The sequence below is a fragment of the Paenibacillus sp. FSL R5-0912 genome, from assembly GCF_000758605.1.
In the GTDB taxonomy this organism is placed as follows: domain Bacteria; phylum Bacillota; class Bacilli; order Paenibacillales; family Paenibacillaceae; genus Paenibacillus_AQ.
The window spans coordinates 4,250,856-4,266,245 of sequence record NZ_CP009282.1; the positions used below are offsets into that span (position 1 = coordinate 4,250,856).

General features: G+C 49.4%; 14 protein-coding genes and 2 pseudogenes. 4 read left to right on the forward strand and 12 right to left on the reverse strand.

Annotated elements, in window-relative coordinates:
- Positions 1 to 222: 222 nt before the first annotated feature.
- Positions 223 to 1,551 (forward strand): outer membrane protein assembly factor BamB family protein, encoded by a 1,329-nt coding sequence (locus tag R50912_RS17830; RefSeq protein WP_042236786.1) that lies wholly within the window; start codon positions 223 to 225, stop codon positions 1,549 to 1,551.
- A gap of 12 nt (positions 1,552 to 1,563) precedes the next feature.
- Here R50912_RS17830 and R50912_RS17835 read toward each other — a convergent pair whose 3' ends face one another.
- On the reverse strand, positions 1,564 to 2,781 hold the full coding sequence (locus tag R50912_RS17835) for an aminotransferase class I/II-fold pyridoxal phosphate-dependent enzyme (protein ID WP_042236788.1): 1,218 nt from the start codon (positions 2,779 to 2,781) through the stop codon (positions 1,564 to 1,566).
- 351 nt (positions 2,782 to 3,132) lie between these two features.
- Here R50912_RS17835 and R50912_RS35615 point away from each other — a divergent pair, with 351 nt between their 5' ends.
- Positions 3,133 to 3,306, forward strand: a complete 174-nt coding sequence (locus R50912_RS35615) for a hypothetical protein (RefSeq protein ID WP_179093450.1) — start codon at positions 3,133 to 3,135, stop codon at positions 3,304 to 3,306.
- A 106-nt stretch (positions 3,307 to 3,412) separates the two neighbouring features.
- Here the strand turns inward: R50912_RS35615 and R50912_RS35935 are convergent.
- The 3 genes and pseudogenes from R50912_RS35935 to R50912_RS17845 all read right to left on the reverse strand — a co-directional run.
- Positions 3,413 to 3,598: pseudogene (locus R50912_RS35935) on the reverse strand (cation diffusion facilitator family transporter); the annotation flags it as partial.
- A pseudogene (locus R50912_RS36465) lies at positions 3,599 to 3,772 on the reverse strand (cation diffusion facilitator family transporter); the annotation flags it as partial. It abuts the pseudogene before it with no gap.
- A gap of 144 nt (positions 3,773 to 3,916) precedes the next feature.
- Complete coding sequence (locus R50912_RS17845) at positions 3,917 to 5,692, reverse strand: ABC transporter substrate-binding protein (RefSeq protein ID WP_052416475.1); 1,776 nt, start codon at positions 5,690 to 5,692, stop codon at positions 3,917 to 3,919.
- Between the two features lie 142 nt (positions 5,693 to 5,834).
- Between R50912_RS17845 and R50912_RS17850 the strand changes: the two genes are divergently transcribed.
- Positions 5,835 to 7,076 (forward strand): MDR family MFS transporter, encoded by a 1,242-nt coding sequence (locus tag R50912_RS17850; protein WP_042236792.1) that lies wholly within the window; start codon positions 5,835 to 5,837, stop codon positions 7,074 to 7,076.
- A gap of 180 nt (positions 7,077 to 7,256) precedes the next feature.
- Here the strand turns inward: R50912_RS17850 and R50912_RS17855 are convergent, their stop codons facing one another.
- On the reverse strand, positions 7,257 to 8,213 hold the full coding sequence (locus R50912_RS17855; protein WP_042236795.1) for a helix-turn-helix transcriptional regulator: 957 nt from the start codon (positions 8,211 to 8,213) through the stop codon (positions 7,257 to 7,259).
- A gap of 118 nt (positions 8,214 to 8,331) precedes the next feature.
- Between R50912_RS17855 and R50912_RS17860 the strand changes: the two genes are divergently transcribed.
- On the forward strand, positions 8,332 to 9,267 hold the full coding sequence (locus R50912_RS17860; protein WP_042236797.1) for a Gfo/Idh/MocA family protein: 936 nt from the start codon (positions 8,332 to 8,334) through the stop codon (positions 9,265 to 9,267).
- A gap of 365 nt (positions 9,268 to 9,632) precedes the next feature.
- On the opposite strand, the gene R50912_RS17865 is transcribed toward R50912_RS17860, so the two are convergent.
- From R50912_RS17865 to R50912_RS17895, 7 genes are all read right to left on the reverse strand, one after another.
- Positions 9,633 to 10,118, reverse strand: a complete 486-nt coding sequence (locus R50912_RS17865) for a flavodoxin domain-containing protein (protein WP_042236799.1) — start codon at positions 10,116 to 10,118, stop codon at positions 9,633 to 9,635.
- A gap of 41 nt (positions 10,119 to 10,159) precedes the next feature.
- Positions 10,160 to 11,026: a hypothetical protein gene (locus R50912_RS17870; RefSeq protein ID WP_081956560.1), complete on the reverse strand. Its 867-nt coding sequence runs from the start codon at positions 11,024 to 11,026 to the stop codon at positions 10,160 to 10,162.
- Positions 11,027 to 11,061: 35 nt separating this feature from the next.
- Complete coding sequence (locus R50912_RS17875; protein ID WP_042236801.1) at positions 11,062 to 11,691, reverse strand: TetR/AcrR family transcriptional regulator; 630 nt, start codon at positions 11,689 to 11,691, stop codon at positions 11,062 to 11,064.
- Positions 11,692 to 11,978: 287 nt separating this feature from the next.
- Entirely contained in the window at positions 11,979 to 13,085 is a 1,107-nt protein-coding gene (locus tag R50912_RS17880; protein ID WP_042236803.1) for an AbrB family transcriptional regulator, read from the reverse strand.
- A gap of 24 nt (positions 13,086 to 13,109) precedes the next feature.
- The gene (locus R50912_RS17885) at positions 13,110 to 13,763 is read right to left on the reverse strand and encodes an MBL fold metallo-hydrolase (protein ID WP_042236805.1); all 654 of its coding nucleotides are present in this window, start codon (positions 13,761 to 13,763) and stop codon (positions 13,110 to 13,112) included.
- Between the two features lie 110 nt (positions 13,764 to 13,873).
- Positions 13,874 to 14,275, reverse strand: coding sequence for an RrF2 family transcriptional regulator (locus R50912_RS17890; RefSeq protein WP_042236806.1), 402 nt, complete (start codon positions 14,273 to 14,275; stop codon positions 13,874 to 13,876).
- A gap of 81 nt (positions 14,276 to 14,356) precedes the next feature.
- Positions 14,357 to 15,388, reverse strand: coding sequence for a hypothetical protein (locus R50912_RS17895; protein WP_042236808.1), 1,032 nt, complete (start codon positions 15,386 to 15,388; stop codon positions 14,357 to 14,359).
- Positions 15,389 to 15,390 lie beyond the last annotated feature (2 nt).

A 15,390-nucleotide genomic window follows, 5' to 3' on the forward strand; every position in this document is an offset into this window, starting at 1 on the left:
AGGCAACCTCCTGATAACTGTAGTTGCTCCTTATTACCCTAAATACCGCTCAGTGAATTACCAAGTTAACATAATACATATTATGTTACATTATAGCTATGATTATAGTTATCGTTGTGGCTGTACCTTTGGTTACAATATTGTCTTCCTTATTTTAGCAACCTATCCTTCCACCCGGCGTCTTACTATTTAGAATAAGACCACATCAAGGAGATGACTCAGATGCCGCCAATGAAACCCCTTTTCACCAGCTTACTCGCCCTTTCCCTGCTCTCATCCCTCACCGCTATCTCTTCAGCAGACCTTTTGCCGGGTACAGCATACGCTGCTTCCTCGAACAATACAGTCACTGCGATTTCCAAAGATAAGCTGTTGCCTCTGAAGTGGCAGGTAGCCACGGATGGCATGGGCATGTATGACGTCAAGCCGCCTGTTATGAACGGAATTCTCTACTACTCAGACAGCAACAATACACTTTATGCCAAAAATATAGCCTCCGGCAAAATTAAGTGGTCCTATAAACAGGGGGCGCATCCGCAAATCGTCACGAATAACTCCGTAATCTTCATCGACAATCAGGAACAGCTCGTCAAAGTATCCGCTGCAACCGGAAAGCTGATCTGGAAGGTTAAGGTGTCGGAGCGGCCAATAGAGATTGGGGCACAGGCCCGCCTGATTAACGGAAAGGTCTATTTTGCCAATGAGTACGGCGTTGTCGCGGCCTATAACCCGGTTACAGGAAAGAAACTATGGGATAATATGGATATTCCTATGTATGCGGGGACCATTAATGGAGAATATTCAGGTATGTTTGTCGTTTCCAGCACGGTCGATAACATCCGCACCCAATTCTACGGTCTTGATCCGGATACCGGAAAGCGGCTGTGGAGAATTGAGGGGTTATACAGTTATGTGACTTATCAGAATGGACAAATAATACTCCGTGAGCAGGCAAAGACTGCAGCGGGGAATACGGCAACGGCCGTGCCGGGTTACCAGCTGACTCTCGTACAGCTGAATCCCGCTACAGGCAAGATTTCCGGCCGTGAAAATTATAATCCGCTGGACGACATCTCCAGATTGGGGAGTGCCGCTACCTCCATCCAGAACTCTTATGTTTATACAGCAGACGGCAATCTCGACCAGGATGGATATACTCTTACGCGCTTTAAGCGTGGAGCGGATACCTATACGGCCCCCACAAGCTATGCTAGCTTCGGCAACTGGTTGGCCGGTCCGGTAGACGGAATGGCCTTCTTCCAGCATGAGACAGTGGTTAGTGGAATTAACCTTGCGAGCGACAGCGTTGTTCCATTCGATCAGCCGGCAGACAAGATTGAGCACCTGCGGCGCGTTGGCAAGGCTGTATTCGCCATTTACAAGAATGGCTATATCTCGATCAACCATTCCGATACCGGCGCACTGCTGGGGATGATCAACAGCGGCGCAAAGTATCCATACTTCGGCAATATAACCATCGATCATGGAACCGCGCTGATTCCTACTGAACACCATATTTTAGCCGTTGCCCTGCCAAAAGAATATCAGTAATTTACGCGAAGTTTAAACGTTCGTACGCAGAAACTCCCCTATCCTCCGGGCGGCTTCCAGAAGCCGCTCTTCATCCTCCACCAGTGCAATCCGCACAAACCCTTCGCCCTGGCTCCCAAAAGCACTTCCGGGAATCACCGCTACCCCGGTCTTCAGCAGCAGCTCCTGCGCAAGCCGCCGCGAACGCTCCGTTTGACCGGCACAAAATTCCGCGGGCAGCCTCGCCCAGATAAACATCGTTGCTTCCGGCAATGGCACCATCCATCCTTCACATGCCATGGCTTCCACAAAAACATTCCTGCGGCGTTCATACAGCGCAGCCACTCCCTGCACCGGTCCGGAAGTCATCGCCTGCTCCAGCGCTACGACTGCCGCTTCCTGGATGGGATCGAAGACACCGTAATCCACATTGCTCTTCAGCTCCCGCAGCGCTCCGACGGCCTCAGCATTGCCCGTCATGAAGCCGATGCGGCAGCCGGCCATATTGAAGCTTTTGGAAAAGGAATGAAATTCAACGGCAGTATCCAGCGCTCCAGGAACCTGAAGTATACTAATGGGCCGGTAGCCGTCGAAGCCCATCTCCGAATAGGCCAGGTCATGAATGATCAGCACATCCCATTTAAGAGCAAGCTCCACTAACCGCTCCATATAAGCCAGATCTACCGTGACAGATATCGGATTGCCGGGAAAGCTGAGTAATATAAATACCGCTTCACACCATACTTCATCAGGGATGCTCTCGAGGTCGGGTCGGAAGGCATTCTCCTCCAATAGCGGTAGCGGCCACGCTCTAACCCCCGCTATAGCTAATGACCCTGAATAGATCGGATAGCCGGGGTCCGGCACAATCGCCAGATCCCCAGGATTGCAGACCGCGAGTGCGAGATGCGCCAGTCCGTCCTGCGAACCCATCAGGGATACGATTTCTTCATCCGGATCAACTTCAGCGTTGAAACGCCACTTCATCCATTTGGCCGCCTGCTTGCGGAACGCATCGCTTCCTTTGGAAGCCGGATAAGAATAACTGTCCTCCCGCAGCACCGCTTCGCTTAAGGCATGACGGATTTCAGGCAGAGGCGCCCGGTCCGGACTGCCAATTCCGAGATCAATGACCTCCAGTCCAGACTTTCGTGCTTCCGCCTTCCAGATGGCCACCTCTGCAAAAATCGACGACCCCAGATGAGACAGCTTGTCCGATCTCCATTTATGTTTCGGGCTGCTATGTACCAATACAATACCTCCTGCATTTGTTTTCCAATTATTATAGCATGCGTTCAGAGTGCAGAAACCATGAAAGCCTAAGCAAATTTCGCGAATGGGATTATATTACATTAATATATTATTATTCTACCAATTTGACTCTATTTGAGCTGATCACTAGTGCCTGAATTCATATAAAAATCTCTCAGAACTGAAACAGCGTATAATTTATGTTATACGCTGTTTTTTCGGGGCATATTTCGGCCATTTTAGCCCCTTTTTCAACGCCACCCTTTCCCTTCAAATGATTTCAGCTCCGGCAGAACCGTAAGTTCCCTCTGGGCATAAGATAGGGTATACATTACAAAGGTGGGACGTATCATGGCCAAAAACAAGCGCGGCAAAGCACTCTGGCGCACTCCTTCCAGAGCAAGAGGCACCTGTCCGATTTGCGGGAGCACCCGTATTAAGCTGTTGTATTTCGGAAAAGGTCCTGCGGGCGAGAAGCTCACCGTCTGCAAGAAATGTGACGGCAAGCAACAGGCAGCGGTCTGAGCTAATCCCAGCTTCGTCTGCACAAAGAAACGGCTTGCTTGTCCCCTAGGGGAAGCAGCCGTTTCTCCAGTTAAACCCTTTCTCCAGTTCCAGCTTAAGCTAAGACTCATTGCAGATCATACTGCGGCACCCAGTTCTGAATGCCGTTATCCTCGAGTATGCCGAGTGTCACATCGGAAATATGCGGATCTGCAAGCAACTTGTCCCTTACCTTGAACTAAATGTCGTCGGCATCAGCAAGCGTCAATCCCCGTTTCAGCTCGATACGCCCTTCGACGTGGTAATAACGCCCATTCACGGCATCGGCAATCGAATGCATGATTGTGGCAAACATTGAACCGCTACCCGTAAGTGCAAAAGCGATTCCCTTGACGATGGCAATACCTGTATTGCCGATGGCAGCCGAGCCTGAGGATTTATTGCTCTTCTTGATTAAGCTTCTTATGCTTTCGTTTGTCTGCTCCATTATCCGGCAGCCTTCTTAAGCTCATATACCGAAAGCTGGCAGCCTCCTTAAGCGCAGCTGATTTCGTACGGCTCCCGCCGTGGTCTATGTATCTATATACCCCATGCGGTAATTTTCTATCAGTTGCGGTGAGTTGAGGTCTAATTACTGGAATCCCGATTTAACCCATAGCTTCGAAATATCCAGAAATCCGAAAGAGCCGGTCTGAAGTCCGAACAGGTTCTGGCTAAGCTGCGCTTTTTTGTTCATATGACAGCCATAGAGCACCCAGCAGTTGTCGCGCAATTGGTCTTCCGCCAGATCCAGCAGCTCCGCCCGCTCTTCAGCAGGCAGTCGGGAGAAATGCTCCAGAACCCCCTGCAGCGCCAGTTTCTGACGATCCAGCAGCAGATCATGCAGATAGTTCGACTCATTGCGGAAATAATTGATCATCCCCCACTGCCAGTCATCCTCCAGCACCTCTTCGGCAATCAGCAAGTCGGCATAGCCCATGATATCTGCGAGATCGTATTCGGTCAAAGGATGTAGCTGGAGCTTAAGTCCGATCCTCCCGCCGCGTTCCTGCAGCCATAAAGCCTCCTCCAGATCCTCCTTCCGGCTCCGGTAGGCAATCGTTAGCACTTCCCCCCCGTAGCCGCCAGCCTGAAGCAGCGCTCTTGCTTCCTCAAGCGATGGCTCTCTGAACTCCTGCTGATTACTCTTCCAGGGCAAAAAGCTGTCCGCCGGCATAATCCGGTTGCCCCCGAGCTCCCGGATCATAGCCGGCTGATTATACAGTATCCGTAACGCTTCCCGTACAGCCTGCTGATGATGGAGTCCTTCTCTTCTAAAATTAAACAGGAGATAGCGGCAGCCCAAGGCCGGGTAATCAATGCTATGACCCTGCTCTTCCCCGGCAGGAGGCGGGTTGTGCCCGGCATCCGTAAGCTGATACTGGCGGACACTCGATCCCAAATGCGGTAAATACCAGATTTCTACCCGGTCCAGCAGTGGGCGGATTCCGTAATAGAGGTCATATGCGCCTAGCACCAGTACATCCTCATTCAGATCCAGTACCTGATATGGCCCCGTCCCTACCGGATTAGCGGCGAAATCCACATCATAAGGCAGAATAGACATATAGATTGAACTGAACAGATGCAGAAAAAAGGTATTGGGCTGCACGAGGTCAAACCGGATACGATAATCACTTTCCAGCTCAACATGACAGATATCCTTAAAATGGCTGATCGCCGGACTATTCAGATCGGTCAGACGCTGCAAGGTCTCTTTAACATCTCGTGAAGTCATCCCCCGTCCGTGGTGAAACCTTACCCCCTTACGCAAGTAGAACAGGTAACTTGTACTGTCCGGATTGGCCTCCCAAGTATGCGCCAGCCCAGGCAGAAAACTGCCATTCTCTGCATCATACGTAATTAATGTACTGCAAATATGCCCCAGCAAATAGGTTTCAAAAGCTGTGTACACCATCGCCGGGTCCAGCTTCTCCATCGGGCGGTTACGTGAAATCCGCAGCACCTCCTGCCCGGATGTGGAGTCCGGCTCACTCCAGAAGCCCATTTGTTTGTCGAGTACTGCCAGCAGGCGTTCCTTAAGCGGCTCGTTAACCTGATATTGGCCAATTAACTCGATCGCCGGTTTAATCCGGCCTTTATGGACCATGTCCTGAAACTTCTCCTCCAGCACCTCGTCCACACTGCGCAGGAACGTCAGCTGCGAATAATTCCCTCTGCCTCTGCCGGGTATCCATGTGATCAATTGCTGTTCCTCAAGCTTCCGCAGAATAAACTTTACATTGCGCGGGGTGCAGCACAGGATGCCGGTTAGTTGCTCAATAGTGACCGGAATGGGCTGCTGTATACAAAAAGCCGGGTCTAAAGCCGCAGCCAAACAGAGATAATTCATGCTGCTATTGTCCATATATCCAGACTCCTTTAAAGGTGAAAAGTCACATGAAATTCTTACACTTTTATTTCATCCTTTTATCTATACAATTATACTTAATCCAGCATCAAGAAGCATTCACAAATTCAAACCACCCGATTAGGAGACACCTGATTCTATGAAACAGCATCTGCGGCACATTCATCCTCTGGCTTGGACCATTATCATCGGAACGATGTTTGGCCGGTTGGTCACCTCCATGAGTATCCCTTTTCTATCGATTTACCTGACGCAGGTCCTGGGCGCTACTGCCACCCAAACAGGATTTACGGTAGCCGTCAGCTCTCTGGCGGGTGTTCTGATCAGCTTCTATGGCGGTTACATCTCTGACGTGATCGGCCGCAAAATCGTTATGCTGGTCTCTGTGTTCGGCTGGGCCTGCGTATTCTTCGGCTTCTCAGCCGCGCAGCATTTATGGGTCTTTTTCCTTGTCAATACGCTAAATGGGCTATGCCGTGCAGTATTCGAACCGACCTCGCGGGCTTTACTCTCGGATATTACACCTCCGGATCACAAGCTGCTGGTCTTCAATCTCCGGTATGCAGCGGTGAATCTGGGTGTAGTCTTCGGGCCGATCATTGGCCTGCAGCTGGGCTCAGCCAAATCCACATTCCCGTTCATGATCGCCGGGATCGTCTATATCGCCTATGGACTTGTACTGTTCCTGCAATTCTCTGTACACCGTGCCAGCCTGCCAGTTCATGGCGAAGCCCGGACACCTAAGCTGCTAGAAGCGTTGTCTACCACCGGAAGGGATAAGGTCTTCCTGCCCGTTCTGCTCGGTACGATCTTCTGCGTGCTGGGATATGGGCACTTTAGTTCAACACTGGCGCAATATCTGGCGAACAACCCCCATTTCAGTAATGGCAGACAACTCTTCTCCTACATGCTCTCTCTGAATGCGATAACGGTGCTGATTGTGCAGTATCCGATCGTCCGCACAGCCAGCAAATTCCCACCGGTCATTCCTCTGATCCTGGGTAATAGCTGCGTTGCTCTCAGTCTGCTGCTGTTTGGCATACCTGGCGGAGTCGCGCTGATTATGTTCAGTGTCGTGCTGTTCACAGTCGGGGAAGTCCTGCTCTTTACGATGATGGATATGCTGATTGACCGGATTGCCCGTCCGGAGTGGAAAGGTACTTATTTCGGAACAATCGGCTTCAATAATCTTGGCAATGTGATAGCACCTATTCTGGGAGGCCTGCTGCTCGATCAATTCGGTACGGCGAATGGTCCGGCCGTATTCGTGCCGCTCGCTTTGACTACCGCGCTGGGTCTTCCTTTCCTGATTACGGCGCACAAAAGACTCCGGAGCAGAGAGCTTGCCGAAGCTGCAAATAAGGCTAACATAAGTGCCTAAGACATCAATAATCCCCAGACTCGGCTGAGAAGCTTAGGTCTGGGGATTATTTTGCCTACCTTGCTCTATAACAATAACACGCTGCCATAAATTCACTCTCGAGCTATTGCTTAACAACCTCTTATCGTTGATTAGTTAACATAATATTTATTATGTTAACTAATTTCAATAATATCAATCTTAACAATACATTTTATTCCATATGCGCACCTGACTGCTAATGTATTCCCGAAGCTCTGCCGGTTCCATAATTTCAGCTTGGACGAGCAAGGGCAGCACCTTCTCACACGCAGTCTCATAGTCGTACATATTCGCAGTGATGATCTGGAATTCACCCTCTGATTCCGTGTTCATAACTTCTAACCTCTTACTGATCCCCTGATTATGCACAGGCGTGCGGATGACTACGGGGTAGATTTCCCGTGCTTTACTGGCATTAATGAAGGCAAGCTCTCCTTCCTTCCAGTATTCCTGCAGGGAGAAGTGTTCAGGAATAGTATAGGTCCCCTCTATTAACGACACCGCGGCAAACCGCTCGCATTTAAACGTACGAATAGCCTCTGCCCCCTCGCAAAAAGCGACCAGATACCAATCGCCCTGCTTGACAACAAGTCCATAGGGATGCAGCTTCCGGCAGGAGAGCTCTCCATTCACTTTGCGGTACTTCGTCTCAATCCGTCTGCCTCGCCACACCGCAGTGCGCAGCGTCTCCAGATATGGCACTGCCGCCCGATCACTCCACCACGGTGTATCATCGAACAAAAAACGGCTCTGCGCAGTACGGATATCCTCCTGATAAGGAGCGGGCAAGCTTGCTTCGAGCTTCAGCAGAGCATTTTGGAGCAGAAGACCGGTCTCACCCGAACTGCCTGCAGGCATCCCCATCCCTGTCAAAAACAGCTGAACCACCTCTTCGCCATGCAGCCGCCGCAGATTCACCGTATAGCCCTCCATCAATGAAACTCCGCCGTTTGGCCCGGTTGTTGTAACGAGAGGAATGCCCGATTCAGCCAGGACATCAATATCTCTGTATATGGAGCGGACAGAAGTTTCGAGGGCCTCTGCCAGAGCAACTGCCTTCATCCTGCCCCTGGATTCAACCAATAAAAGAATTGCAATCAATCGGTGCAGCCGCATCCTATCCCTCCAGTTTCTACATTTCAATGACGCATCGTTTCACAACTCTATTCTTGCCACTCTGTTGTCAACAATAGGACGTTATGATGAATGTATCAAATCTAAGGAGCTGCTGTAAATGAATATTGGCATATTGGGAACAGGTTTTGGAGCCTATCATGCATCGATCTTGAAGCAACTGGAGTCTACAGACCGTGTGGTCATCTTTGGACGTAATGAAGCCAAGCTACTGAAGCTGAAGGAAGAGCTTGGGGTAGAGATCACGTTGTCTATAGAAGATATAATGTCTGATCCCGGGTTGGATGTAATAGATATCTGTCTGCCTTCTGCGCTTCATAAGACTTATGCTGTGGAGGCGCTGAGACGCGGGAAGCATGTATTTTGCGAAACGCCGGTTGCCCTGGAGCCGGAAGATGCACGGGAGATGCTCTTGGCTGAGCAGCAATACGGCCGGAGAATTCTAGTCAATCAATTCATCAAATTCGATTATGCTTATGAGTACTTATATAAGGCAGTTCAGGATCTTACATATGGAAAATTGCTGCAAGTCACCTTGCGCCGGGAAACGGCACCGCTATGGGGGGACCTGGGCCTCTCCAAGATCGCAGCTAATCTGATGATTCATGATCTGGATTTCATTGAATGGCTGCTGGATTCACCTGCACCTTCTGCGGTCTGGGGTGCCTCTGGAGCTACAGACGGTCAAGCATTGGTGCATGCTTCCTTCCTTCAACCTGGGGTGAGCGCACAGCTGATTGTCTCTTCGCAGATGCCGGAGTCTTATCCTTTTACCGTCGGTTATGAAGCTTATTTCGATCAGGCGAAGCTGGTGTTCCACGAGATCGGTTATGCGAACGGGGATATAGAGGCCAGCTTAACCGCATATACGTCTATAGGCAAAGAGAGTATTCCGTTGACCCCTAACAATCCATATGAAAAAAGCTTACGCCATGCACTCCAATGTCTGCAGGACGGTACGGACTCCATCCTCTCTTTGCAGCATGCGCAGAAGTCCCTGGAAATGGCGTCCAAATTGACGGAAGTACTCCGTTAATTATTCGCGATAAATACTGTTGATTTCTGTAGCTAGTTGTGGTATTTCCATCCTTTTTCCGTCTGTTAATTGATAGATACATATTGAATTTGCAGACGAGTGTGGTAGCTAAGTGGAGTATTTGGCGAGGGCTTTCTATTATGAATTTTTCATATGTTGAAATAGTATAACACATGGGTGACGATCTGTTATTTTAGAGATACATACAGAATGTTAGTTAACATAATTATATTTATGTTACCCTAAGTGCAATATCTTCCCAAAATCAATGCAGCGGCAGCTCTTTGCACAGGATCAATCTCCTTAGCTGCCGCTCTTTTACAGAAACTGTACCATTCCAGCCCCACCGTTGGCTTCCAGTTAATCTAACTCACTGTCATTGCCCGCGCGAATCCTTCGAGCTTATTCATCGATAATCCTGCTCCAGCTTCATTCCCTTTCCCCTTGACCATCCGCAGAACCCATTTGTCCAGTGCTGAAATTTTCTCCGGATAAATCTCATCGCCCAGGATTTCCTTGGCAAGTGCCTTCTTGTATAAAACCTCAGGATAGGCTTGCTGAAGCTCCTGCTCCGCTTTCTCCCCCGTCACACCTGCACAGATGAATAACCCGAGCCGCTTACCCGACAGCTCCTGCAAGTTTTTGGAAGTGAATGCCGCCATTTCTTTACGGATTTTACCGTAGTAGATGGAGCCGCCCAGAATCACCGTGTCATAGGCAGCCAGCGCCGGCACTTTGGCATATTTTAGATTCACAGCCTCAGCCTCTCCAAGCCTCGATTTCAACAGAAATGCCGCTTTCTCGGTACATCCATACTTGCCTGCATATAAAATCAGTGTTCTATTACTCATATTATCCGCCGCCCCTTATCTATGGTGAATAGGTTATAAGACTATCCCGGTTCCTGTACATTGCTCAATATAAGGTATAAACAAACAATAGCACCTACATTAAACGCAGGGAACGCTACCAGCTCTACTGTAGATACACTTACTCCCGCCCTCAGCATCCCAATGATCATGGCTGTAATCGAGGTTAGCAGGGCTGCGGCTTTTACTATGACTACAGAAGCAAGCAAATAACCATAAGGCCGTCTGCGAATGAGCAGTACCCCGGTAATTGAAGATAGCGGAATAACAATGGCTAAATCGAGTGCCTGAATCACCAATGTGCTGTAATGCTCCAATCCTTCAGGTGCTGTCCCTTGGCGATAAGAATCCGCGAGCCTGCCCAGCCATAACAACATGATCATTGTTGAGGTGAAAAGCAGGAATAACCCTATGCTTTGTGCCGGTAAACTTGGTCTAAAAAATCGTTCTACCTTCTCCTTCTCTAATGACAGCAGAGTCAGAATACATGCAAATAAGCTGGATGAGAACAATATTACATAGATTAGAAACAGGTTATTGTACATAGACAGGAAGCTGTAAGACGCATAAGTATACGTAAAATATCCCAAGGCTCCAGCTAGCAGCAGCCGCCCTCTGACCCGCCCTCTGAAGCTCATAACCAGTGAAACGAGCAGCAAGGGAACCCCCAGTATCAGTGTAACTCCATCCTGGGCTTTGGCCTGGGCGACGACGGAAATTGAATCGTATTTATAGATCCCGCTACCATATAATTCGACCTTCTCCCCCCGGATTGAGGTAAAGGATTCAGAACCCGGCCCGTGACCTGACAGCAATCCGTACCCCGACGCGACAATCGCAAGGATAATAATTAAACCTGTTAAAATGCCAACTGATCGTCTATACCCCATCGCCTTCTACCCCTTATCCGAATAGTCGTAAAAACTTATTCCCGACTCCCTGCAATAAGCAGCATTGCCTCGACATGCCGGGTAATCAGCGCTTCCTTCTGCTCCTCGGGCAGATTCTTCTCGACGCTCAGCCTCATGATCAGTCCAAATGCCGCACTCCAAATCACTTGGGCAGTAAGTTCAATTTCCTCCTCTTTGCGGGCGGCCATCCCTTTGAATTGACGTAGAGCCCTGCAGAGCATGCTGATTGCATTACGCTCCAGTGCAGCCCCTTTATGCAGTACTGCAGTATGGTTAAGTACAGCAGGCGAATCATTTAGCATCATATTCCGGTACTGCGATCCTTCCGCGATGGTCATCCGGATAAACTGTGACAGCGACTGGCTTAAGTTATCCTCAGCTGATACTTCACTCTGCGCAGTGTCTGATCCGGCTGCTAGTCCGCCCATCAACTCCCTGTACCCCTGCTGAAGAAGCTGCTCCACTATATCCTCTTTTCCTTGAAAATAGTGATAAATGATCCCGGCGGAATACTCCATCCGTTCAGCGATCTTTCGGATAGACAGCTGCCCAATCCCCTTCTCGGCCACTAATTCACCAGCCGTTGTCAGAATCAAATTACGCATCGCTTTCCGTTCCTGCTCTTGTCTCTCTTCTTTACTCATGATTGTAAGACTCCTTTAACAAGGCGTTATTAAATTTAACACTGCAATGTTTTTTAACACTGTTCAATACAGATTATATGCACCGGGATACCTTAAATGATGTGATTATTTTTACATTTTGAGAAATTCCCCAATTACACGAGCAGAAAAAGCCTGGGACAGCCCCCAGAGGGCATCCCAAGCTTTTTTTTAAGTTCTCTTTTAAGTTCTCCTTTAAGTTCTCTTTTCACTTCAACCCCGCTTTTGCAGATCAAACTCAGATTTTAGTTAACATAATCATTATTATATTAACTAACCGTTGCCGTCTTGCGTTTTTTCTCCCGGAAGATCCATTTAAACAACGGCGGAACCGCAAAAAAGATGAAAAACGTCCGGAATAACTGATAGCCCGCCACCGTTGGCAAATCCGCCCCTACCTCATGCGCGATCAGACTCATCTGATCCATCCCTCCGGGAGCAAGACTGAGAAGCGCAGTTGCTGATGATACCGGATCCAGGTAAGCGAACAGCAGACTCAGGCCATACGCCCCTGCTATCAGCACTGCCCCGCTGCTTACAGCCAGCGATAGTGTCAGCAGTTTATTGTTCAGCTTACGCGGATCGAGCAGCAGTCCGACATATACGCCAATCATCAGCTGCGCGGCATTGATCAGAATATCCGGAAGTGCGGGCCCCTGAAGACCGCTGATCTGCAGAATAGCTGTAATAATAGCCGGACCGAGGAGATACGCGGTGGGAAATTTAATCTTTTGGCCTACAATTCCGCATACCGTACAAGCGACGCCAAAATAAAAGATATTCGGGAATAGCTCTCCCCAACCGGCCGCAGATTCAACCAGAAGAGTTGTATTCTCTCCCCCGCCAGCGTAGCTGGCAAACAGCGGACTGTAGATCAGCAGCGGCACACAGATAATAATCATCATCAGCCGGACCACCTGAATGACGGTTACAACCGTAAGATTGATATCCTCAGACTCTTCGGCTAGCACTAGCATCTGGGTTAAGCCGCCAGGGATGCTTCCAAGCAGAATAGTCTTGTAGTTGGTCCCCGACACCTTAGATACAATGACCGCAATTCCGGCGCAGAACAGCAGCAGAAGCGTAGTCATAAGCAGCATGGAGGGCAACTGATAAGCTATTTGATTCAGTGCAGAACCGGTCAACGAGAGACCAATCGTATAGCCGACGATAATCATCCCGGTATTCCGTATTTGTCCGGGCCAGATATATACTTGCTTACGCAGATTGGAACCGGTCAGCACAGCGATCATAGGGCCGAGCAGCCAAGGCAGCGGGAGATGCAGCAGCACAAAGATCCCCCCGCCAGCCAACGCCGTAATTAGGGTAAATAGGACATATAGGGACTTACGCCGAGTCACAGATAGGGTTGACATTGATAATCCTCTTTTCCAGCCCATTCAGCTTGGTTCATATTGGAGAGTATATACACCACGTTGTCTGGCAAGAGTCTCGCTGGTAACGACCAGTTCTTCTACTACGTTAACAGGCTGCCCTGCAGCCTGCAAGAACTTATCTGCTTTGGCAAAAAACAACCGGCCAAGCAACCCCAGCGCTTTGGTGCTGTAATGCATAGGTATGGCAACCGCCGGCTGCAATTGCTTCATTACGGCTGCCGCACCCGTACCATCAAGCGTTGCTTTTCCGCCGACAGGGATCATAAGTACATCAACCCTGCCAATCTGCTCCAACTGCTGGACATTCAAAGCATGGCCGAGATCACCGGCGTGGCAAATCCGGAGTCCGTCTACCGTGAACACGAAGATGATATTATTGCCCCTTTTTGCCCCTTCCACATTATCGTGATACGTGGCTACCCCTTGAATCTCCACTCCCCGTACACTGAAATGCCCGGGCTGGTTAATCAGTTCATAGGGACCTTCAGCCACTTGAATCTGACTGTGGTCCTTATGATCATGGGTAATGGCTACAATATCCGCCTTAACTTTAGGCATCCGGTAACCAAGGAATTTCCCGTAGGGATCAATCAGAATTACCGTCCCCTGCTGTGATATGAGCTGAAATGCGGAGTGTCCAAACCAGTGAATTTTCATTATTTTCTCTCCTCCAAAATAAAATGATCAGGCTGTTAAATGTGCATTTATCAGCACACTTTATCACAAAAAAAACCAGCTGTTGAAACTGGCTTCCCGGACCTCTCACGTCACTCCACTAAGTCAGCAATCGTATAAGATTTCAGCACATGCTCCACTTGATAACGGATATCCGTCATAATCTGATCGAACGACAGGCGGACCTTCTGTCCAAACAAATGATTGCCGGTAGTATCCAGCATACCGTCCAGCATAGGCACATCATCATGCATGGACAAATATACTTCTGCCAGAGTAATCTCTCCGGGTGGTTTAGCCAGTGTATAACCGCCACCCCGCCCTTGGCGTACTTCGATATAACCGGCTTCTGTAAGCCGGGACAGAATTTTACGCAGTGCAGTCGGCTCGCAGCGGATCTGTTCTGCAATCTCCACACTCGAGTACTGTCCTGCTGTTGAAGCCAGCACGACTAACGCCTGCAATCCATAACCAAATCGTTTGATCTCTGCCATAGGAAGTATTGACTCCTCTTTGCGGTTTTAATGTGCAAATTATAGCACACTTATTATCTGCGTACAATCTTCTTCTTACATCTAATCAATGTTGGCAATCTTCCACTCGCCCTGTTTGTTCTTGAGCAGGGAGATCTCATTCCCTCCGCCAATAATGTAGCCCTCTGAGTTCATCCGCGTATACCTGACCCAGAAGCCGGCCCGCTTGGTTCCTTCAATCGGGATGCCTGTCAGTGTTAATTCATAGAACCGGTAGACATTCTTATTATCCAGGAAAAACTGCAGAGCTTCATTCAGCTGCGGGGAGAACATAGTAGCCGCGAACTTCTCCTTGTCCCCTGCCGACCAGGCTTCAAGACAGTCCATTGTTTCCTGCAGCGCTTGCTTATTCCCGGGATCACTTCCAACATCTGGCGCTGTTAAGAACACACCTGGAGTGAGGGGCGGTTGTTTCTCCATATATTCTACATCTCTAAGCATAGCAATGAACACGGGAAGCAGCGCTGCGCGTTGTTCAGCCTGTAGATGAAGTTCTGCTCTGTAAGTCTGCTCCTTGGCTGTAAATTCGAATGCTTCAGCCGTCTGGTCTCCTTCTACCTTGCTTCCGAGGTATTCCTTGTATTTCAGCAGCTCACGATCATTGCCTGGCTCAAATTCTCCATCACCAGCTGCCGCATCCCCTGCAACAGGTTTCATCAAAGTAATATAATTCTGTTTATCCGGTGTGCCCCAGGCAGATCTTCTATCCTGTTCAAACCGCACCATCGTTTCGGGCATGAACAGCCCCAATGGTAGGGTCTGATCTGCGGAAAACGCAGCTTGGACAATCTCACCCTTAATTTCATATCCTCTGCCGCTTTCATTATAATCCGGTACTGCCGGAATCAGAGCCACTGACTTGACCCCAGGGGGTTCAGTCTTGATTACTGCTGGCGTAGCAGGGGCTGGGGAAGGAGTAACGGATACTGCGGCTGTTGCAGCTGTCGTTGCGGACGGCTGTGCCATCCCCCCGGCACCGGACGAATGAATCTCTGCCCCGTTGCCGCAGCCTGAGCTGAACGCTAATACAATTGTAATGCAGCCCGCTCCGAATACACACTTACGCATGGACATTT

Coding starts and splice junctions, on each gene's coding strand:
- R50912_RS17830 (WP_042236786.1), top strand. CDS start 223: ATGCCGCCAATGAAACCCCTTTTCACCAGCTTACTCGCCCTTTCCCTG.
- R50912_RS35615 (WP_179093450.1), top strand. CDS start 3,133: ATGGCCAAAAACAAGCGCGGCAAAGCACTCTGGCGCACTCCTTCCAGA.
- R50912_RS17845 (WP_052416475.1), bottom strand. CDS start 5,692: ATGGACAATAGCAGCATGAATTATCTCTGTTTGGCTGCGGCTTTAGAC.
- R50912_RS17850 (WP_042236792.1), top strand. CDS start 5,835: ATGAAACAGCATCTGCGGCACATTCATCCTCTGGCTTGGACCATTATC.
- R50912_RS17855 (WP_042236795.1), bottom strand. CDS start 8,213: ATGCGGCTGCACCGATTGATTGCAATTCTTTTATTGGTTGAATCCAGG.
- R50912_RS17860 (WP_042236797.1), top strand. CDS start 8,332: ATGAATATTGGCATATTGGGAACAGGTTTTGGAGCCTATCATGCATCG.
- R50912_RS17865 (WP_042236799.1), bottom strand. CDS start 10,118: ATGAGTAATAGAACACTGATTTTATATGCAGGCAAGTATGGATGTACC.
- R50912_RS17870 (WP_081956560.1), bottom strand. CDS start 11,026: ATGGGGTATAGACGATCAGTTGGCATTTTAACAGGTTTAATTATTATC.
- R50912_RS17875 (WP_042236801.1), bottom strand. CDS start 11,691: ATGAGTAAAGAAGAGAGACAAGAGCAGGAACGGAAAGCGATGCGTAAT.
- R50912_RS17880 (WP_042236803.1), bottom strand. CDS start 13,085: ATGTCAACCCTATCTGTGACTCGGCGTAAGTCCCTATATGTCCTATTT.
- R50912_RS17885 (WP_042236805.1), bottom strand. CDS start 13,763: ATGAAAATTCACTGGTTTGGACACTCCGCATTTCAGCTCATATCACAG.
- R50912_RS17890 (WP_042236806.1), bottom strand. CDS start 14,275: ATGGCAGAGATCAAACGATTTGGTTATGGATTGCAGGCGTTAGTCGTG.
- R50912_RS17895 (WP_042236808.1), bottom strand. CDS start 15,388: ATGTCCATGCGTAAGTGTGTATTCGGAGCGGGCTGCATTACAATTGTA.